The organism is Labilibaculum euxinicum, from assembly GCF_963678175.1.
GTDB classification, from domain to species: domain Bacteria; phylum Bacteroidota; class Bacteroidia; order Bacteroidales; family Marinifilaceae; genus Labilibaculum; species Labilibaculum euxinus.
Window position 1 is genome coordinate 1,843,373 of record NZ_OY782756.1, and the last position, 21,655, is coordinate 1,865,027.

The 21,655-nt window shown below is 36.8% G+C and carries 16 protein-coding genes; 4 read left to right on the forward strand and 12 right to left on the reverse strand.

Annotated features, from left to right (window positions below; translation table 11 throughout):
* Nucleotides 1-54: 54 nt before the first annotated feature.
* From ACY0M5_RS07705 to ACY0M5_RS07715, 3 genes are read right to left on the reverse strand one after another with little or no spacing between them, the layout of a single operon-like run.
* Complete coding sequence (locus ACY0M5_RS07705) at nt 55-1,008, reverse strand: glycosyltransferase family 2 protein (RefSeq protein ID WP_461631349.1); 954 nt, start codon at nt 1,006-1,008, stop codon at nt 55-57.
* 3 nt (nt 1,009-1,011) lie between these two features.
* Nucleotides 1,012-2,595, reverse strand: a complete 1,584-nt coding sequence (locus tag ACY0M5_RS07710; protein ID WP_461631350.1) for an ArnT family glycosyltransferase — start codon at nt 2,593-2,595, stop codon at nt 1,012-1,014.
* On the reverse strand, nt 2,558-3,289 hold the full coding sequence (locus tag ACY0M5_RS07715) for a phosphatase PAP2 family protein (RefSeq protein ID WP_321317987.1): 732 nt from the start codon (nt 3,287-3,289) through the stop codon (nt 2,558-2,560). The genes ACY0M5_RS07710 and ACY0M5_RS07715 overlap by 38 nt, the downstream gene beginning before the upstream one ends.
* 388 nt (nt 3,290-3,677) lie before the next feature.
* On the opposite strand from ACY0M5_RS07715, the gene ACY0M5_RS07720 reads away from it, so the two are divergent.
* Nucleotides 3,678-4,427 (forward strand): phosphatase PAP2 family protein, encoded by a 750-nt coding sequence (locus tag ACY0M5_RS07720; protein ID WP_461631351.1) that lies wholly within the window; start codon nt 3,678-3,680, stop codon nt 4,425-4,427.
* Nucleotides 4,428-4,641: 214 nt separating this feature from the next.
* On the opposite strand, the gene ACY0M5_RS07725 is transcribed toward ACY0M5_RS07720, so the two are convergent.
* From ACY0M5_RS07725 to ACY0M5_RS07755, 7 genes are all read right to left on the reverse strand, one after another.
* A complete protein-coding gene (locus tag ACY0M5_RS07725; protein WP_321317983.1) occupies nt 4,642-4,911 on the reverse strand; it encodes a sodium ion-translocating decarboxylase subunit beta in 270 nt (89 codons plus the stop codon).
* 225 nt (nt 4,912-5,136) lie between these two features.
* Nucleotides 5,137-6,474, reverse strand: a complete 1,338-nt coding sequence (locus tag ACY0M5_RS07730) for a DUF1593 domain-containing protein (RefSeq protein WP_461631352.1) — start codon at nt 6,472-6,474, stop codon at nt 5,137-5,139.
* 555 nt (nt 6,475-7,029) lie between these two features.
* Nucleotides 7,030-9,081: a DNA replication/repair protein RecF gene (locus ACY0M5_RS07735; RefSeq protein ID WP_461631353.1), complete on the reverse strand. Its 2,052-nt coding sequence runs from the start codon at nt 9,079-9,081 to the stop codon at nt 7,030-7,032.
* Complete coding sequence (locus ACY0M5_RS07740; RefSeq protein ID WP_461631354.1) at nt 9,074-9,550, reverse strand: hypothetical protein; 477 nt, start codon at nt 9,548-9,550, stop codon at nt 9,074-9,076. Before ACY0M5_RS07740 ends, ACY0M5_RS07735 begins: the two co-directional genes overlap by 8 nt.
* A 1-nt stretch (nt 9,551) precedes the next feature.
* Nucleotides 9,552-10,481 (reverse strand): hypothetical protein, encoded by a 930-nt coding sequence (locus ACY0M5_RS07745; RefSeq protein WP_461631355.1) that lies wholly within the window; start codon nt 10,479-10,481, stop codon nt 9,552-9,554.
* A gap of 283 nt (nt 10,482-10,764) precedes the next feature.
* Nucleotides 10,765-11,379 (reverse strand): hypothetical protein, encoded by a 615-nt coding sequence (locus tag ACY0M5_RS07750; protein WP_461631356.1) that lies wholly within the window; start codon nt 11,377-11,379, stop codon nt 10,765-10,767.
* 2 nt (nt 11,380-11,381) lie between these two features.
* Entirely contained in the window at nt 11,382-11,732 is a 351-nt protein-coding gene (locus tag ACY0M5_RS07755) for a hypothetical protein (RefSeq protein WP_461631357.1), read from the reverse strand.
* A 718-nt stretch (nt 11,733-12,450) separates the two neighbouring features.
* Between ACY0M5_RS07755 and ACY0M5_RS07760 the strand changes: the two genes are divergently transcribed.
* Nucleotides 12,451-13,161: a DNA-binding domain-containing protein gene (locus tag ACY0M5_RS07760; RefSeq protein ID WP_461631358.1), complete on the forward strand. Its 711-nt coding sequence runs from the start codon at nt 12,451-12,453 to the stop codon at nt 13,159-13,161.
* A gap of 436 nt (nt 13,162-13,597) precedes the next feature.
* On the opposite strand, the gene odhB is transcribed toward ACY0M5_RS07760, so the two are convergent.
* The gene (gene odhB, locus ACY0M5_RS07765) at nt 13,598-14,845 is read right to left on the reverse strand and encodes a 2-oxoglutarate dehydrogenase complex dihydrolipoyllysine-residue succinyltransferase (RefSeq protein WP_461631359.1); all 1,248 of its coding nucleotides are present in this window, start codon (nt 14,843-14,845) and stop codon (nt 13,598-13,600) included.
* A 92-nt stretch (nt 14,846-14,937) separates the two neighbouring features.
* On the reverse strand, nt 14,938-17,793 hold the full coding sequence (locus ACY0M5_RS07770) for a 2-oxoglutarate dehydrogenase E1 component (protein WP_461631360.1): 2,856 nt from the start codon (nt 17,791-17,793) through the stop codon (nt 14,938-14,940).
* A gap of 248 nt (nt 17,794-18,041) precedes the next feature.
* Between ACY0M5_RS07770 and ACY0M5_RS07775 the strand changes: the two genes are divergently transcribed.
* Together ACY0M5_RS07775 and ACY0M5_RS07780 are read left to right on the forward strand one after the other, a co-directional pair.
* The gene (locus ACY0M5_RS07775; RefSeq protein ID WP_461631361.1) at nt 18,042-18,710 is read left to right on the forward strand and encodes a YiiX/YebB-like N1pC/P60 family cysteine hydrolase; all 669 of its coding nucleotides are present in this window, start codon (nt 18,042-18,044) and stop codon (nt 18,708-18,710) included.
* Nucleotides 18,711-18,751: 41 nt separating this feature from the next.
* Entirely contained in the window at nt 18,752-21,622 is a 2,871-nt protein-coding gene (locus ACY0M5_RS07780) for a PD-(D/E)XK nuclease family protein (RefSeq protein ID WP_461631362.1), read from the forward strand.
* Nucleotides 21,623-21,655 lie beyond the last annotated feature (33 nt).

Below are 21,655 nucleotides of genomic sequence, written 5' to 3' on the forward strand. Positions count from 1 at the left end.
CAGGCATTTTGGTGAGAGTGTTCATATAATGGTGTCATTTTTTTTGTTCTCTTTCTATTTCACAAGCGAATTTACTTTGCTCGAAACGATTCTTTTAATTTTAAAGGGACTTTTTTGCTGCGATTCGTAGTAGGTCCGCATTTGTATTTCGGATATAATACCAATGGTAATCAGTTGAATTCCCCCAAGCACCATAAGCAAGGCTAAAATAAGGATGGGTTTCCCCCAAATGTCTTCTCCCATTATTTTAAGGCTTAACAAATAAACATTTAGAATGGCTCCGACTGTAAATATCAGAATGCCCAAACCGCCGAAAATATGCATGGGTTTTTGCATGTATCGGGTAAGAAAAACCATTAAAATAAGATCGCTTGCAACTTTAAAGGTTCTTGATAAATTGTACTTTGTTTTTCCAAATTGCCGGGCATGATGTTTTACCGGTATTTGAGTAATGCTTGCCCCGTTCGAGCTGGCAAGAATAGGAATAAACCGGTGCAGTTCTCCATAAAGGCCAAGTTCTTTGGCAATTTCATTTCTGTAAACTTTAAGCGTACAGCCATAGTCCTTTATATTCACTTTAGTGAGCAAACGAATTAGGTAATTGGCAATTTTGCTGGGAATTAAACGCAAAAGCAAGCCATCTTTTCTATTGCTTCGAATTCCTGCTACCAAATCCCAGTCACCGTATTCGGCCAATTGCACCATCATGGGAATATCTGCCGGATCGTTTTGCAAATCCCCGTCAAGGGTGACAATGTATTCTCCCGTGGCCACCGAAATTCCGGCCGCCAATGCTGAGCTTTGTCCGTAATTTTTTCGAAGTTGAACCATTACAAAGCGTTCATCATTAATATTCAGAATGTTGTTTCGGGTTGCATCTGTTGAGCCGTCATCTACGAAAATAACTTCATATTCGTAATCGGTTAATGATTGAATAATTTTCTCGCTTAAGGGAGCAATATTTAGTTCCTCATTGTAAACACAGATAACAAGACTGAGTTTTTTCATGCTTTAGTTCTTTGTGAGTTTATTCTTTAAGAGTACAGTGGTTCTGTTCTCGAAAACATCTTTTTGTTCAAATATTTTTACGGCAAATTCAGAGTAGTTTGCATCCTGCAGACTTTTACTTGTACTGATAACACAGGCATCAGGATGATTCTGCAGGAAATCTTTAATGCTTTCAATACTTTCCAGTTTTATAATTTTTTGCTTTAGATAAAAAGGATAGGAAGGATTGAATTTTTTATAGCAGGCAATGGGTTCATCTTTATTGATGTATGGCAGCGACAGGGTGACCGGGTTTTGTTTGGCAATTTGAAAAAAAACAATCTCCGAAAGGAAAAAGGAGAGAAGAATAAAAGAATAGCTGATTAGATGAATCGTGAAATTTAACGCTCTTTTTTTATGGAGTTTCAAAGCAAATCCGGCTCCAATGATTCCGGGCAAAAGCAGTAATAGCTGTGGTTTTAAAAAAGTGTATTGTTTTTCAATATCCAGAGCGAAATAACCTGCTGTAACAATCAGAATGGCAACAATAAACAGCACAATGAGCTCCCACCTGTATGCAGGCTGTTTTTGTTTGGCGAGCAAAGAACCAATAAGAATCGCAAAAAACGGGTAGGCAGGTGCAGTATAGTTTGGCAATCGAGTTGACGACAGACTAAAAAACAGGGTGATTGTAAGTCCGGCAACAAGAGCAAACAGCAATACATCCTTCTTTTTATTTCGATAAGCATGCGATAGGGCACGAACCAGAAATATTGAAAAAGGGAACAAACCCATCAGTACAAAACCAGATGCCATTAAAAAGCTTCCTCCATGACCTTCCTTGGTGCTGGCAAAGCGTTCCAGATTGTGTTCAAAGAAAAATCCATACGTCCATTCTCCATGAGTTTCCCGATGGACCAAAAGGTACCAGGGTAAAGCTATTGCAGCAAAAATGAGAAGTCCGGATATGGGTTTTAATCCCCAAATAGTAGAGAATTGTAATTTTTTGCTGAGCAGTAAATAGAGGAGCATAATGAATCCGGGCAGTAAAACCGCAATAGGGCCTTTCGATAAAGCGCCCAGAGCCAGGCAAATATACATGCCCATTGCAGCAAATCTGTTTTTTTCCTGAAGAGATTCAAAAAACAGGAATAAGGAAGCGGTAAAGAAAAACAGGAGGTACGGATCGGGTACTGCCATGTGAAAGAAAACCCCAAAATGAAGGGAAGATATCAGAACCAATGAACTGAAGTAGGCTGATTTAATGCCCAGCCATTTTTTCACAAAAAAGTATGTGATTAGTAAGCTTAAGGCTCCAAAAACGATCGAAAAAAAACGTGCTGACCAGGATGAAACACCAAAAATTTTGTACGATAAAAGCATGAAAAAGTAGTGTAGCGGAGGTTTATCGGTGCGCAATTCATAATTGAACCCGGGAACAATATAATTTCCGCTTTCCATCATTTCGCGGGCACACTCAGCATTTTTGGCCTCGTCTAAAATATAAATTGAGCCGCTAATTCCAGCTGTTGCAACAATAACATACAAAAGCAGAATAAGAACAGGGATTTTAATTTTTGGGTGGATACTTATAAGGAAGCTTCTCATTACTTTTAGGGTTTATGGATGGCAATGGAATTTTAGTTTTTGTGATAAGAAATGAATATAAGGATGAATTTAATTTGCTGTTTTGAAGCCGGTTTAATTTGGTTTCTATTATCCAAATGAAAAGAGCCGATTCAAGAACACCCAGAATAGCCCCAAAATACACATCGATAAAAAAATGCTGCAAAAGATAGACTCGTGAGATACAAACCAGACTTGCTATGGTTAAGGACATGTAACTAAGAAGGAATTTCCGATAAATCCAGATGATTAGGGTGGTTGCAGCAAATACGGTCATTGCATGACCCGAAGGGAATGAATTTTTATAGTAAAAATGAATTCCTTCGGGGATGTGAATTTCACTTTTCGACAAGTAAAACAATGGCCGCATTGAATTTACAAATATCATTTTTTTAAACAGATAGGAAATCAGACCCGAGGATATCAATAGCAGCACACTAAGTATTGCGTAATAGTATTTTTTGAAAAGGAAAACAAAGGCAAGAACCAGAAGAAAGCTGCCATCTCCAAGCAGGGTGATCCAGAAAAAAAACTGATCGAGAAAAGGAGTATGGAGCGCATTAATAAATAAGGAGAATTCAATTTCGGAAAAGGCCAATAGAATATAGCCTCCGGATACAAGTAAGAGGCAGAAAATAAGCATGCTGTAAATTAGCTGTTTTGAAATAATCCTCATAAGACAAAGTGTTTTTCTACTTATGATATAAGTTGTTTGTTAGAGTTATTGAAGTAGCAATTGCACAAGTTTTTCGTTTTTATTCAAACGAACATGGCCTGAAATGCATTTATTTACATACAAGTTATTGTTTTTATTTGTTAAATAATCTAACTTGAAATTACTTTTTTCTATCTAATTTATTTTCTGTCATTTTGTTTGCTTCTAAATAAACAAGTAATTTCCAGATGTTTGGATGAAAAATACTTCTGTAGAAATAAGATAAGCTTCAAATTTTCTTTAGGGTTTTGGATTGCATTTAGTTCCTAAATTGAGCAATTGGAATCTGCTCTTTTAAAATAGTTGAGTTGGAGTAGAAGGATTCATTAACTTAAATTATAAAAGAATTATGCGATTCTATTTCCTTATTATTTTTCTTCTTCCTCTTCAGGTTCTGGCCAACTCTTCGGCAATAGATTCTTTGAATGCAAAGTCCGATGATAAATATGAGTACGGCTTGAACATAAAAAAAACAATTATCCCTATTTCCCTAATCTCTGTTGGTATAATTGGTTTTGAAAATAATGGTTTTGAGATCTTTAATGAGGAGATTCAGGAGGAAGTGGCCGAGAATATTGACAGGCGTTTTACGATTGATGATTTTATGCAGTATGCTCCGGCAGGTGTGGTTTATGCGAATAACTTACTGGGAGTAAAAGGAAAACACAGCTTTTCAAATCAGTTGCTAATACAAGGAACTTCTTTATTTATTATGGGAGCGGTAGTTAATACTTTAAAATATTCAGCCAAAGAGGAGAGGCCCGATCATTCCGGATTTACATCTTTTCCGTCGGGACATACTGCTATGGCTTTTGTGAATGCAGAACTCCTTTGGCAGGAATATAAAGATGTTTCAGTTTGGTATGGAATTGCGGGATATTCTATGGCAGCTTCAGTTGGGATATTTAGAGTTGTGAATAACAAACATTGGGTGACTGATATTGCTGCAGGAGCAGGAATTGGAATACTAAGCACAAAAATATCCTATCTGATTTATGAAAAAATACTTACCAGAAAAAAGAACAGAAAACAAACTTCTCTGATGATACCATTTTACAATACAAAGCAACTTGGTCTTAGCTGTTCAATTACATTTTAAGAATTTAAACAATGATTAAATTCTAAATTTCCTGTAAAATTTACAGATGTCCTCCTGGTGGCATCTCTGTCCATTGTACGATGTTCAAGTTTTTCTCTGCCCATTCTTTTGGGGGGTAATAATAAGTCTTCTTAAAGTTTAATTCCAAATCTTTCATAACTTTTCATTGATTGTAGTTGTAACCGGCAAGCTTGCCGCTGCTATTCAGCGGAGTTTATTTCTTCTTCAAATGAGTCAGTAACAAATATATTCCACATATTATCTCTAAAGCAACCAAAACAACTATATACCAATTAATTTGTGATGATATAAATATTGCGGTTGGTCCATCTATTCCTCCAATAATTCCAATTGCTCCTGCTTCTTGTTTTGTAAATAAATCAATCATATCTCGAAAAGGAAAAATATATGATATGATTAATAGCGAATTAATAATGAACAATATCCAAATAACATTTCCTATTTTAAAGTGTATTTTATTCATATTCTGTCTTGTTTCATATTTGTTTTTTGCTATTCTCAGAGTTTAATTCCAAATCCGTCATATGTAAACGTTCCGCTTCCGTGTTTTAATTTTCCGTTTTCGTACAATTACTCTTTCGGATAACTTAAATTCTTATCTAATTTAATAATGTAAATATAAAGGTGGTGTGAGAGGTGTATCCCGGCTATTCTAGTCGGGACCATCTACTCGATTGTGTGCTAGCATTTATTCTTCTTTATCTACATTTATTACAATTCGTCTATAACCAGCCAAAGCCGGAATACCTTTGTCTGTTATTTCTAAAATAAGATGAATTGTCTTTCCTGAAGCATCAGAAGGTACAAGTATTTTACATTTAGGGGAAGAATTCTCTTCTATAGTTATTGCACCTTTATATGTACTTGGTTCATTATAAACAAACCATTTATAATCTAATTGATTTCCATCAGGGTCTTTTGATTCAGTGGCATCAAAAATCAAAGCATTTCCAGCTTTAGCTCTTTTATATAAACATTTTAAAGAATTATCACCATCTACAATGGGTACAGGGTGATGGTTTACAGCAGAATAATCATCTGTAGTAGTCCATATCATACGAGCTGCAAAATTATTCCAGATATGTTGTTTCCATTTGTTTATGGCTTCAATTCCCTCTTCTGTACTGCCATACATGTAATAAGGGTCATATTGAGTTTCATCTTTACCACTTTTGACAATGAAATTCATGCCTCGAATTCCACTTTCTTTATTAGTGGAGAATCGTCCGCCCCAGCCACCATAGTCGATGTGGTCCGGAACGTTTAAACCATTGGCGTAAACATAAAGAAAAGAAGGAGAGTCGCCTTCTGTTGCCCAAATTCTATTTGGGTAATGCACACCAAAGGGCTTGATGTTCTGAATATTGTTCTTCGCCCAATCGTCAGATGGTGCCCATCCATAGATTTTTTTGTTGCGTATATATACAATGTCAGGAAAGTTTTTCGCAATCCAAGCACCCGCATCATCTTGCCCAAGCACGTCATAAAGTCGTATTTTCTTTACGAATGCGTTTAATGCTTTTTTGTTTCGAGTATTTTTTACTTTCCAGAGTGCTTGTGCAACAGTATTCATGCCACCCCATCCGGCAATCCATACCGGGCGGTTATCCCCTTTCTTGTCTACCGCTGAAATAATTAATTCTGACCCCTGAGAATCTTTACCCTCTCCCACGCCGGACATATTGGATTTTGCCTGCCCTTGCATTGTGATTGACCTTAAATAGTCGGCTTCCGGATAACCGGTTGCTTGTTTCTTCAAACAAGGTAACACTTCTTCATACCAATTGACAACTTCAATTATCTTTGCGGTTTTGTCTGGGTCGTCTACCCAAACCTGTGAACTTACAAGCCCTTCAATGTCAATCGCATTGGAACAGACCAAAAGGTGAATCATGGATTGGATATCATCGGGGTCACTACCACCAAGGTCTGTAGTGACAATGAGTCTTTGTTTGTCGCTCTTATTTACTTGCGCAGAAGAAAATTCTACGCATAAAAGAAATGTAAAAATTAGAATGTATTTCATTTTTTTAACTGTATAAAATTTTATTTACTCTCTTATTCGCTGTTGCTCTACTGACCATCTTGTGTAATGCTTGCACACAACGGCAGTCTGTCTAAAAACTCATCAAACTGCTCAATTAAGTGTTAAATATAGCGGTTTTAAGGATACATAAAAATTGAAAATGCTTTAAGCGTAGCAAGGTGAAAGCTGTGAGATGGTTAAGGCGTATCTGTAATTGTTATCGCAATCTATTTTATCATTGGACATTAGGCTGTCAGTTAACCTAAAATTGAATTGACTCATAATAAGAGCCGTATGAAACGAAGTTCGGCGAAGCCAATTGAGAGATTTATTGCCTGTCCCGATTTTTTTCGGGATACGGTTCTGTGAGAAGTTAGGGATGAATTGAAAATCGACGAAGTCAAATTCCCCTAGCTTACTCGACTAGGTTTTCGTGCATTATTCTATGCAATCTGTCCGTGTGTTAGGGCAAACATACTCTTTGCCAAGTTTTGGTTTGTGTGTCTGCCATTTTGAGCGACTTGGCAATGTGCATGATTGCCGTGCGTTAGGCTATCAATTGGTTAATGGTTTTATTAATTTTTTATCTATATAATTGATTTTAAAGTCCAAGCCTTCTGTTGCAGTTTTAAATGAGTCATCTGAGTTTTCAAATGAAGCAAACAACAATGTTTGAACATCCTTATAACCAGATAACTCAGTCAAGAAACTGCGAAAATGACTAATTGAGATATCTTGTTGCTTTGGCTCATCAAACATTAAAAGGTTTGGATGATTTCCACCAAACTTGTTTGAAGTTAAATGTAAACTACAAGTGTAAGCCCAAATACATCTAATAAAATCACTTGCTCCAGAATCAAAACGTAAATCGTAGCTTTTTAGGTCATCACCAAACTGAGTTTGCGCCACAGGAAGATAATTATCCATTGAAATATTAATTAAATCATTCGATTTACTAGTATATTCAAATTTCGCCAAGAGTCTCTTAAATTCTTGAAGTAAATACCCTAGTTTTTTTCTATCACTAGTCGAAAAGTAATCTTTAGGGAGATTTTCAGCATCTCTTAATAATTTTTCATGCTGTGCTGATAGATGTTCTATTTCATCTTTATAATCATTGAACTCTTCGAAATATTTAGAGTAGAATTCTATACGTTTCTTGATGTTTAGTTTACGCTCAATTTCAACTTCAGAGGGTAATCTATCATCAGAAATAAGCTCTTTCTTAATGTCTCTTAGTAATTGGCGTTTGTTTGATAAATTCATTTTTATGCGAACCAACCTATCTGTCTTTGATTTGATTTTAGATTCGAGTCCTTCAATGTACACTTTTATCATTTTGATTTGTGCATCAATAAATGCAATATTATCCTCAATCAACATCGGTGTCTGCGTTATTTCCGTAGGTAAGAGTGAGTCTTTTACTGGCTGTTCACAGGTTGGACATATATCTTGAGCTATTTTACTGTCAATTTCAGCTCCTAATTTCTTTACTTTTTGAGCTCCTTTATTTTTTCTTAAATCTTCATATAAAGATTGTAGTTGAATATTATAACGAGTTAATTTGTCCTTATCAAAACCCAACTCTTCTGATAACATTTCATAGTTTAAAGTATTAGCATTAATACTCTCGTTTAAAGAGTCAAGTTTTGCCTCATTTTGCTCAATTTTCTCGGAAACTTTTGGAATAATTATATTCTCAACTAATTCTAATTCTTCTGATTGTATTTCTATAAAATCAGGTATAGTATACTGCTCTTCATCCTTAGAAAGTAAAATAGAAATACTATTAATATCATTTATAATCGTTGGCTTTGCTGCGAAGCCAAATAATTTACCACCACCTTTCTCAGCAAAACGAGATAATTGCTTATAAAGATTAGACCACTTTTCCTCAAGTATCCGTTTAGAGGTTGTAAGCTGTTGTTTTATCTGCTTATTATCATATACATCAAGGGCTAACAAGAATTCAATAACCCTTGCTTCTTTATTTGTTAAGCCATAGAAAGGCATGGTTGCTAAAAAACCAGACCAACCAGATTTTTGCTCTATAATAAAAGAAGGGGCAATCTGCTGAAGATATATTTTCCTTTTATCTCCTGATTTATTAAATACACTTGGAAGATTCCAATCTAGAAATTTTTCTAGAAATAAATGATACCCGTAGGTATCATCTGATGCACCACCTTTGTCATGTATATACATTGGTTGAGAATCTAAAGCCTTATTGTTACCCGTTAATAATGGTCCTAAAAAAACATCTATTAATTGAGAAGCTCTCGTTGTATTTTTAACACTACGCTTAGCAGTAACAATTTCTTTATGTGAGTTTTCAAACTCCAAAAATATAAACGACTGCAATACTTGATGAAAAGAGTTTTTGGGATATTCAACTATATCTTTTAGGACAGATTGCATGGTTTTTTCATTCTTTCCTCCAATTAATTCTTCAAAACCTAAGCAATAAATTATTGATTGAAATAAACTACTCTTACCAGATGTGTTATTACCTCGAATAATATTAAATCCATTCGAAAATTCGTATTCTGCTCCGTATAGACCAGAACTAGTATTAATTTCTATTTTAACTGCTTTTATATTAATCATTGAATAGAGTCCATTGGTTAGCTAATTCTTTCAATCTAGTATCTGTAATTTTCTTCTTGCCTATTTGCTTTAATAAAGATATTTCTTCAGAGAGTATTTCTTCATCAGCTTCAATATTATCACAAAACAAAAATCCTTTTTCTTCAAGTTTATATGTGCCTTTAGAGTAAGAACAATATTTTTCAGCTGTGGCAATGTGCAAAGCTCTATTTAGTGTTGGCTCTATACTCCACACTGAAAATTCAGACTGAAAATTACTGTTAACATATTTAAGCAATTCATTTCGATTATCAATCCTTTTGAAAGCCCATGAAAAAAGATGTAATTTTAATAACCCTGATTTACTTCCTATACACGAGTATTTTAGTGTGAGGCAAATTTGAGCAATTTTATAGCTTGGTCGATAATCTGCAGGAACAGAAATAGGTCTTTTGGTAAACGATAAATGTTTTATATTTGATTCACTCATATTATTCGAAATCTATAGGACAACGTAAAATCCAATCAGCCATAACTTGATTACACAAATTTTGAATCATTGCTTGGTCTAAGTAAGGAAAACTCTCTTTAATTTTAGCTTCTACCATAGCAGAAAACTTTTGATGAAGAATATTATTGTCTGGATTTGGGAACATGCATTCTTCAACTACACGCTCTTCCACTTGGCTAATAATTTTTATAAATTTTTCGTAGTCTTCGGGGTAATCACTTTGCCATTTTTTTAGAATTTCGCTACCTTCTAAAAAATGGCTCACACTCTTTTCTGTTAAACTATCTACTTTTTTATCCAGATTATTTGTAGAAGATTCAAATCTAGCCTTATGCTTTCTTTGCGCATTTTGAACTAATGAAATTTCTTTCCCTTTCCACTTTAACTTTTCATCTTCAGTTGTTGGATTAGCAGGAGAAATATCAATCTTTTGCTCATCAATCTTTAAAATCTGATGGATTTCAGGTTTTAAGAAGTCTAAATCTACTGGAATTACTTCGAAGTTGACATTATCGATTATTGAAAGTCCCCAAGATTTAACTTCATCTCGTTTAACTGTACAATGATCAACGATATCATTTCTACTATAGCTAGGAGATACAAAATACCATTTATTGATAAGCGAATTACCTAATTTCTTATACAATTGCTTCTCATAAGTTTTTAGTTTTTTTAAATCCTTTGTTATTTTATCGCGTTGTTTTTCATATAATTCACTCTGAGTGTAATGTTCATTAGGACAATAGCATTGAAAAGCCTTACCTGCTCTTGTAAATCCTTCGATTCCATAATCGCCTGGGCTAGCAATGATTTCAAAATATGATTCAGCTTCGTATCTTCTTTTAAAGACTATTTGACAAACTTTTTCCCATCTGTCACCATCAAAATTTCCATATTCTGTTTTTATCATAGTCGAACGTTCTTTGTGTGTAGGCAAAAAATAGCTCTTTTGTAAGCTGAAGAATCGGCTTGTGAGTTGAAGCTTGCAAATGTGCTATTTGTGCGCTGGCTTTTCATTGGTTTAATCGATGTTACTTCTGTCTTTTTGCATGAAACCTAACGTTAAGTATAAGAATAGTAGCCGACTGCGTGGTACTTTCTTGTCAAGTTACAGGAAAGTTGAAGCGGGCTAAAACCCTTGAATTTACTACTATCCCGGCTATTATTTTTATACATTGTTAGCAAACGTAATTTTATATCAATCCGTTTATCATTTCTATTATAGTCGGGGCGATTGCATTTCCTACAACACCTTCAATTAAGTTTCTAATTGTCTTTAATGATTCCGTAATTATTATTTTTTTCGGCTTTGGAGATTTTGATTGTGATTTAATTGTAGCTAATTCAGACTCCAATTCCTCTGCATCTTCTTTCTCTAAATTCAAGTCATTTTTAATTCTGTCTATTTCTAAAATTAGCTTTTGTAAGTCATCAAATTTTGCTTGTTCAAATAAAATATTTTGAGTTGAGTTAGTATTTCCCTGCTGTATTGCTGAGTTATTCATATTCTCAACATGTATCACATTTATTGCTGGAAAATGATCAGTTGGCACATCTGGCGAATTATGTAATTCTTCAATTTCGAGGATACCTTCATGAGTTATTGAAATACCTCCACCAAGAGTTTTTGGTTCAATCAAATATTCTCCTTTTAAATAGTCAACAATATTTGAGATGTCTTTTCTTTCAATGTTTATTTCTTTTCCAAGCTCCCACATATTTACAATCAAAGAAGAATCCCCATCAGTGACCTTGTAAAGCTTATTTAAAAAATCATACCTTAGTTTTTTCTTTTCAGATATATTCATAATCAATCAAATTTATCACATTTAGGGCATTTCCATGAAGCTCCTTCAGGTCTGTCTGGATGGATTTTATTATCAAGACTATCCGTTCCTCCAAAGTCATGAAAGTTTTCACATTCCTTTTCAAAAGCAGCTTTTGGAGATGAAGCATAACTAAACTTAAATCGCTTATAACTACCAACCCACTTTTTAAGTCTACCGTTTACATCACTATCTGCTCTTCCAACATACTTTACGTAAAATGTACTTTCTTTCACATATCCAAGGGCGTAATTTCCCGCAGACTTTCTTGTAACAATCTCATCGATTTTTTCATTCGTAAGTTCATAGGAACCTTTCATGTTTAAACTTGCCATATCTTAAAATATTGGTTAATGTCGATAATGTTATGTTTGCTAACTTCTTAAATTGTGCACCATAGGTGCACTTATTTCTACTATATCAAATGAAAAGGTGCACAATACATACCCATATGGCGTGTATTGTGCACCTTTTGGTTAAGTTTTGTTCCATAGTTCATCAAGAGGATTCACATTTTGTAGTTTTTCACAGTCGCTTCTAAAAGTAAGCATAAAAAATAAACAGAAAAGTAGCTTCGCTTATTAATTATCAATATAAATAGTGAAGAAAGGATTCGCAGTCAGGGGTTTGTGTCTTGTGTTGCCTGCTTGGCTTTATTAAGGAAAATTGATTTATTGAGGATTTAGTGTTGTTAGTCAGGAATAAATGTCTGTTTATGTGCTGTGAGCTGTTGTGTTGTATTTTTGAGAATCTGATAAATTTAACATTTTTTACAGTTTTCCTCAAAAGCCCTGCAAACAGAAAGTGTGCCACGGGTTGAAATGTTTTTTTAGCATAAAAATGGATCTGTTTTACCAATTATGGTTTTGATATGTGGGGATAATTAAATAGTTTCAGTCTGTTTTTGTTACGTGGGGAGGGGGTTTGGCAACAAATAGCCGCCTTTTAACAATGCAAAAAAAACAGGCAACCCATTGGCCGAGCATCTTCAACTTTTGCGGGTAGGAAATGCAGCCAACGGGCCCTGTCCCTTTTATATAATTTTTTCAAATTATGACGTTAAGATACGGATTAATTCCCAATCATCTAACTGATGATCCTGATGATTACATGGGCATGGTAACCGATAACGAAACCATTGGCACAGAGCAAATTGTTGAGCAAATGATTGGCAAAGGCTCAACCGTAACCAAGGCTGAGGCCTTATCGGTAATCGAAGAATTTAATTACGCTGTGGTGCAGGCCGTGGCCAGTGGCAACAATGTAAACACCGAGCTGTTTAAGGTGTATCCGAGTATTTCGGGGGTGTTTGTTAACCAGAGCGATAGTTTCGATAAAACACGCCATTCTATTCGTTTGAAGCTGAATGCCGGCCATCGTTTGTCCGAAGCGATTGGGAATATCGAATTGCGTAAGGTGGAAATATCTGTAGTACAGCCAGTGATTCAACAGTTCACCGATTTAAAAACCAAAGCCGTAAACGAGACCTTTAGTCCGGGTCAGATTGCTTCCCTAAAAGGATCGCTTTTAAAATTTGATGAGGAAGATGCTGATCAGGGAATCTTTTTTATTGCCGGTGATGGTGTGGCAACCAAAGTAGTTAATGTGGTAAAAAACAAACCCTCTGAATTGTTGTTTTTTGTGCCTGAAGCCTTGAAAACAGGAAGTTTTCAGGTAGAGGTGAGAACAATTTTTAAGAACTATAAAAGTATGAGAGCAGGTCGTTTTTTAACAGATTTGGTTCCTGTAGGTTCGGGAGATTAAGTTGTACAATTTTACGGTGAAATTGTATTCAGGAGTCGATTCAAACGAATCGGCTCTTGTTTTTTCACGACTGTTGCAGTCGCAGCACCACGACCGTTGTAGTCGCAGCACCACGACTGTTGTAGTCGCAGCACCACGACCGTTGTGGTCGTAGTAGCACGACCGTTGTGGTCGTAGTAGCACGACCGTTGTGGTCGTGGATATGGAAAAAGAAATGTTGGTTTGCGATCCTGACCAGAGGTTAGGAACTGCACAATGTTTCGATGTTGAGTGGGGTGGCATTGTTCCTGCGATTCTTACATCGCAGGTATTCTTATAAAAGTGGAGAGTCCGACCTTAAAAATAAATTTGATTTCCGATCACATTCACATCTTATAAATTTTCACACAAAAAAGGACACGCCATGGCGTGTCCCTGCGGTAAGGTATATTGTATTTTATATCTCCAATAACAATGAATCCGGATCTTTGCCTCCGAACAGCATTTTCTGAGGATTCTCAATCATCTCTTTAATCTTCACCAAAAATCCAACTGAATCTTTTCCATCAATTACCCGGTGATCGTAAGATAGGGCGATGTACATCATCGGGCGGATTTCTACCTTGCCGTTTACAGCAACCGGTCGTTCCACAATATTGTGCATGCCCAAAATACCCGATTGCGGCGGATTGATAATTGGAGTACTCAACAGCGAACCAAACACACCGCCATTGGTAATGGTAAAAGTGCCGCCGGTCATTTCGTCCAGACTAATTTTACCCGAACGGGCTTTGTTGGCCAAATTCATCAGTTCCTTTTCTATTTCGGCTAAGCCCAAGGTTTCGATGTTTCGGATGACCGGAACCATCAAACCTTTTGGTGTTTGCACCGCAATGGCAATATCTGTGTATTCAGGACTTACAATTTCGTCACCATCCATCATCGAATTTACCGCAGGGTGCAGTTGTAAAGCCTCCGAAGCTGCTTTGGTAAAGAAGGACATAAAACCCAGTTTAATATCGTGGGTTTCTACAAATTTCTTTTGATATTTGCTGCGCAGTGCCATTACTGCACTCATGTCAACTTCATTAAAAGTAGTCAGCATGGCCGTTTCATTTTTTACGGAAACCAAACGGGTGGCCAGCTTTTTCCGAAGATTCGACATTTTTGTGCGTTTCACTTCTCTCGAAATGCTTTTGCTTTGCGCTGGAATTGCTGCCTGATTGCCCGGATTACTGACCACCGCCTGAATGTCTTTTTTCGACAAACGTTGAATGCCTGCAATTACATCATCAACCGAAAGGTGATTTTCTTCCATCAGTTTTTTAGCAATGGGCGAAATCTTAACATCCTTGTACGTTTCAGAATTTGTTGACTTGGATGCAGTAACAACTGCAGGAGCTGTTTTTTCAGCAGGAACTTCTTCTTTTTTAGCTTCTTTAGGAGCAGAGGAAGCAGATGCTTCTCCGGCAAAACTGGTGTCTATGCTGCAGGCAACCGATCCAACAGCAACTGTATCGCCTTCCTGCGCCATAATCTGAATTTTACCACCTTCATCAGCAATAAGAGTCAGAGTGGCTTTATCCGATTCAATTTCTGCAATTTCCTGATCCTTTTCAACAATATCACCATCTGCTACAAACCAGTTGGCTATTTCTACTTCGGAAATGGATTCTCCGGGACTAGGTATTTTTATTTCGATCATCTTTATTGTATTATTGTTTTTATCATCGGGTAAAAGCAACTAAACCTGTTGCATGTCTTGATATTTTGTACTTTTTACAAGGGTCTTTTGATTTACATCAGCAATTTACTTTTCTTCTCTTCGAAATATTCGTGCTGAACGAGGATGTCTGCATGAGAACTGCCTTCCACACATTGTAATCCGCAATATTTCAATTTTCGATCGCAATTGCATTTTCGAAATACTTTGTTAATGATTTCGTTTTGCCCTGCCAGATGAATTTTATTCAATCCGGTTGCCGGACTGCCACTGGCCTGGCGTGCTACAGGAACCAATTTAATATCTTTGTTTTTAAAGTTGTAGTTGATAAACTGCCAGGCTCCCATGTTTTCCGGTTCTTCCTGAACCCATAAATGAAGAAGGGCATTTGGATATCGATTCAAAATCTGATCAATCTGTTTATCAGGAAACGGATACAGCTGTTCCACCCGAACCAAGGCAATATCCTGAGCAAACAGTTCCTCTTTTCGGGCCAGTAAATCGTAATAGATCTTTCCGGAACAGAATACAACGCGGCGAACTTCTTCTGCAATTATATTGTTGTCGTCAATCACTTCCTGAAACTGACCTTTGGCCATGTCATCAATTTTCGAAACACATTTTGCATGACGAAGCAGACTTTTTGGCGTAAAGCAAATTAACGGAACCCGTATGTCACGTTTCACTTGTCTTCGTAACATGTGAAACAGGTTGGCAGGTGTAGTCGGGTTGGTAATCTGCATGTTGTTGTTGGCACATAGGGTAAGGAAACGCTCCATTCTTGCGCTCGAATGTTCTGCGCCTTGTCCTTCGTATCCATGAGGAAGATACATCACTAAGCCATTTTTTATGCCCCACTTGTCTTCGGCAGCACTGATGTACTGGTCGATAACTGCCTGAGCCACATTGTGAAAATCTCCAAACTGAGCCTCCCAAATGGTAAGGCCGGAAGGATGTGCCAAGGCATATCCGTATTCAAATGCAAGTACACCATATTCACTAAGCAATGAATTGTAGATATGGAAAGGGGCTTGCTTGCTGCTGATGTTTTTCAGCGGGAAATATTTCTCGTCTGAGTTCTCAATCACCAAAGCTGCATGCCGGTGCGAAAAAGTACCTCTTTCCGAATCCTGTCCGCTTACACGAACACTGTTTCCTTCTTCCAGCAGACTGGAATAGGCAAGCAGTTCTCCCATGGCCCAATCCAACTCATCATTCGCGATCATGTTTTTGCGATCGGTCATTAACTTCCCAATCTTTTTGAAGAAAGTAAAGTCACCGGGCAAATTGGTAATGTTTCCGGCGAGCTCAAGCAAAGTCTTTTTTGCAACTCCTGTTTTAGGAGAAGATTCAAAATCTTCCTGAGTTGAGTATCGGATGTCTTTATAGTAATCCTCCAGAAAAGGCTGTATAATTACCTTCTTAAATGTTTTAGATAATTCAAAATCTTTATCTAAAAGTTTGTTGTATTCGGAGTTAATCGCTGCAACTTCTTCTTTGGTATAAATTCCTTTTCCAATCAGGAATTCGGCATAAATATCCCGTGGATTTTTATGTTTGGCGATTTCTTTGTACAGAATTGGTTGGGTAAAACGGGGTTCATCCCCTTCGTTATGACCAAATTTCCGGTACGAAAGAATATCTATGAAAACATCAGAATTAAATTCCTGACGGTATTCCATAGCCAGCTTGATCGTGAAAATCAAAGCTTCCACATCATCACCATTTACATGAAACACAGGAGAACGGGTTACCTTTGCAACATCGGTACAATATGTACTCGACCGGGCATCCAGATAATTGGTTGTGAAACCTACCTGATTGTTGATGACCAAATGGATGGTTCCTCCTGTTTTATATCCTTTCAATTGCGACATTTGAATTGTTTCGTACACAATTCCCTGTCCGGCAACAGCAGCATCTCCATGAATGATAACAGGAACCAGTTTGTCCTGATCGCCGGTGTAGTCGTTATCAATTTTCGAGCGTGAAATTCCTTCAACAACAGCACCAACGGTCTCCAAATGTGAAGGGTTGGGTGCCAAATGAAGTTTTACTTTACTGCCATCATCTGTTTTTACCGTATTTCCATATCCCAGGTGGTATTTTACATCCCCCAAAGCAATGTCTTCTTCGAACTCTTCGCCCATAAATTCTTTGAAAATATTGGCGTAAGGTTTCTCTAAGATATTGGCCAGGACATTTAATCTTCCCCGGTGAGCCATCCCGAAAATAAATTCCTGAACACCAAGCTCAGCACCACGTTCAATCATGGCATCCAAAGCAGGAATTAAGGTTTCTGTTCCTTCGAGGGAAAAGCGTTTTTGACCGACAAATTTTTTGTGGATATAGTTTTCGAAACCAACGGCAAGCTTTAAATGATAGTAGATGTGTTTGCGTTGCTCATCGTTAAAGTCAGGAGTGTTTTTAGTGCCTTCCATCTTGTTCTGCAGCCATCGCATCATCTGAGGATGACGTACAAAAACATATTCTGCACCTATCGATTTGCAGTAGGTTTCCTGCAAATGGGAGACAATATCTTTTAATTTGGAAGCACCCAATCCTATTTCAGTGCCGGCATGGAAAACAGTTTCTAAATCTGATTCTGACAGATCAAAGTTTTCGACGTCGAGTGTAGGGAAATATTTCCGTCGGGTCCGAACCGGATTTGTCTTGGTAAAAAGATGTCCGCGCTGACGATAGGCATGAATCAGATTCATAACATTGAATTCTTTACTCGTCGGACTTGCGGCAGGAATATTTTCGTTGGCCGTTTGTTCCTTAATTGGAAATTTGGCTGTTGCAAAATCAAATCCCTGGAAAAATTGTCTCCAACTTTCTTCAATGGATTCAGGATCATTCTTATAGGATTGGTAAAGTTGGTCGATAGATTCGATTTCACTGTTACCTAAAAAGCTAAATTTATCCATATAATTGTTCGTTGTACTTAGTCTGATTATCGTTGTTACTTAAACAAATGTATTAATTTTTAAGCCTTATGGTGATATCAAAAACGAATAATAGATAAAAAGATCATTTTTTTTACAGATATAGATATAGAGTTTTTCTATAAGATGTTTTGGTTTAACATTACTAAAAATAAACAGCACAATTCTTTTATTTGATGCCTGTTCGAATTACTTTAGTTTTTTTAAGACAAACATGTAAAATCTCACAGATGTATTTTCTCCGTATTTTAATTGTTTTGGCACTTGGTGCTCAATTCACGGCCTGTCATAATTTACAAAAAAAACCTCGGTTTGCTCTCGAAAAAGGTGATCTTCTTTTTCAGGATCTGGATGCGGATTCTATTTCAGATGCGATAGAATCAGTAACAGGAGGAGATAAGAATTTGAGCTTTTCGCATGTTGGGATTGTTGATATTCATTCAAACGGGGATACCTTGGTTTTAGAAGCCATCTCAAAAGGAGTTACCTACACCAAACTCACTGATTTTTTGCAGCGAAGCACAACTGCTGACCAAAAGCCAAAAGTTGAGGTGGGAAGGCTAAAGCCTGAATTTACTGCTTTTATTGATAAGGCTCTGGAGTCGGGAGGGAAGCTGATTGGAAAACCATACGATGATATTTACATCATGGGAGATTCAACTTACTATTGCTCGGAGCTGATTTATGACCTATTTGCAAATGCCGGAGATTCTATTGAAATCTTCCGGTTAAACCCGATGACTTTTAAGGATGCTAAAACCGGTGATTTTCTTCCTTTTTGGATTGAATATTACAAAAACTTAGGGGTAGATATCCCGGAAGGAAAACCGGGTTTGAATCCCAATGGGATGCACGGGTCTCCGAATATCGAGATTGTATTTTCCTACTTGCGGCAATAATCTCACATCTTTCATCTCATATTTCAAATCATACTTAAACAATGAATTCATTCTTACGCGAATTAACCAGCGAGCTGTACGAAAAATACGGCAGTAATTTATCCAATTGCATGTTGGTGTTTCCAAATCGCCGTGCAGGTTTATTCTTTTCAAAATATTTAAATGAATTGATTGAAAAACCTGTTTGGGCGCCCAGAATTTTAACCATTAATGATTTTTTTAAAACTCATTCTCAGTTGCAGACCGAGGATAATCTGGGTTTGCTTTTCCGTTTGTATAAAATCTACATTCAAAAAATGGATGTCTCGGAAAGTTTCGATGAGTTTTACCATTGGGGAGAAATGCTTTTGGGCGATTTCGACGATTTGGACAAGTACCGGGTGAATGCAAAGCATTTGTTTCAGAATTTAGCGGAAGAAAAAGAGATTGATAATCTGTTCGATTACTTAACGGAAGAGCAGATTGCTGCTATACAATCATTTTGGAGTACATTCCGTCCCGAGAAATATTCGGAGCATCAAAAGGAGTTTGTGAAACTATGGGAAAATCTGTATCCTATTTATTCTGATTTTCGGGATGTATTACAATCTGAAGGATTGGCATACGAAGGAATGGCTTCCCGAAAATTGGTTGATGAGTTGGAATCGGGGAAGATTGAAATCAAAGAAGATCGGGTCATTTTTATAGGTTTTAATGCATTAAACCGTTGCGAACAGAATTTGTTTGATGAATTGAAGAAGCAGGATAAAGCCGATTTTTATTGGGATTACGATGAATCCTATCTTCAGAATCCTTTTCATGAGGCGGGTTTGTTTTTACGCGAAAATATCAAACGGTTTCCGTCGCCAAAAACGAATATCAGGTTCGATAATATCAAGAATAATCAAACCAAAGTTGAGTTTGTTTCACTTTCCTCGGAAGTGGGACAGGCGAAGTATGCCCACGCAGTGGTTGAAGAATTCTGCAGGAATTCGGAGGATGCCTTAGAGGAAACGGCTATTGTTTTGGCCGATGAGGAGTTGCTTCTTCCGGTATTGCATTCCATTCCTAAAATTGCAAAGAATGTGAATGTAACCATGGGATATCCAGCCAAAAATACGCCTGTGGCAAGTTTGCTGCGTTTGGTGATCGATCTCCAGAAAAGTGTGAAAAAATCCAATGGAGAGGTATCGTTTCATCACAAACAGGTATTGTCTCTTCTGAATCACCAATATTTGAATTCTGTGAATCCTGAATTGGCACATTCCATAACACAGGATATTCTAACAACCAATAGAATTGAAGTTCCACAACGTTTAATTAAGGGGGATCCCGTTTTGGAAAAACTTTTTTCTCCGGTGAGTAGTGTAGAGCAATTTTCAATATATCTGCTTGAATTGCTTCAGGGAATTTATCAGAAACTAGAAACTACTGATGAGGAAAAAACCTTGGTTGATAAAATTGAACAGGAATACATCTATCATTTATTTTTGGCAATAAAACGTCTCAATTCTTTATTAAATCAGCACAAAATTGAACTAAAGCAGGATACTTTTTATAAGATTCTGGATAAAATGATTCAGAGTTTGAGTATTCCATTCGAAGGAGAACCTTTGGCAGGTTTGCAGGTAATGGGAATTTTGGAAACACGATTGCTCGATTTCAAAAAGATTGTCGTGCTTTCGATGAACGAAGGGAAATTGCCTAAAACAGGAGCTGCAAATTCTTTTGTTCCCTATCATTTGCGTAAAGGCTTTGGAATGCCGACAATCGATCATCAGGATGCGATTTTCGCCTACTATTTTTACCGGTTGATTCAGCGTGTTGAAGATCTTAAATTGCTGTACAGCACTCAAAGTGACGGGATTCGCACTGGTGAAATGAGTCGTTTTTTGTATCAGCTGAAATACGAATCAGATTTTGAGATTGTTGAGAACAGTCCGTCCTACAATATTTCTTTGCAGGAAACCAAGTCAATTAGCGTGGCTAAAAATGAGCGGATTCAAACTCGGTTGAACGAATATTGTGGGGATGGGATAAAGAGTTTTTCGCCGTCAGCCTTAAATACCTATATGAATTGCAGTCTAAGCTTTTATTTTAAATATTTAGCTGGTTTAAAAGAACCCGATGTGGTTTTGGAAGAGATCGATCCGCCAACTTTCGGGAATTTATTTCACTCGGTTTTGGAAGAATTGTACAAGCCTTTTAGTGGCAATACAATTCGGAAAGAAGATTTGGAGGGATTGCGGAAAAACAAAGTTTTACTGGATCAGGTTTTAAAGGATGCTTTTCGGAGCATCTACTTTCAGCTGAAAAAGGAGCAGCCAATGGAAATTGGTGGAAGAAATCTTCTTGTTTTCGATATCCTGAAGAAGTTTATTGATCGGATATTGATTTTGGATCAGAAATATGCACCCTTTGAAATTGTTTCTTTGGAGGGTAAATATAAAATTCAAATGCCAATAGGAGAGAAAGCCGATCGAAAGGTAAACATTAGCGGGTTGATTGACAGAGTAGACAAATTGAATGATACCATTCGTATTTTAGATTACAAAACAGGCAAGGCCGATCTGATTTTTAAGGATATCGCTTCTCTTTTCGAAAAAGAAGGGAAGAATAAAAATAAAGCGGCATTTCAAACTTTGCTTTATTGCTTGTTTTACGATGAAAATTACAATCCAGGTGCAGCAATTTCCCCAGGAATATACAGTCTGAAAGAGTTTTTTAACGATGGGTTTGATTGCACCTTAGCTCAAAAAGAGGGGCGCGGAAATGCCGTTCGTGTTGATGATTACAGAATGTTTAAAGCTGAATTTGTTGAAGGCCTGCAAGAATTACTGGAAGAGATTTTTAATCAGGATATTCCTTTTTATCAGGTAGAAAATAAAGATATTTGCCGAACTTGTGTGTATGCCGAAATTTGCCATCGGTAAGTTGTGGCTCATTTTGTGCCTTAGAAATTGAAT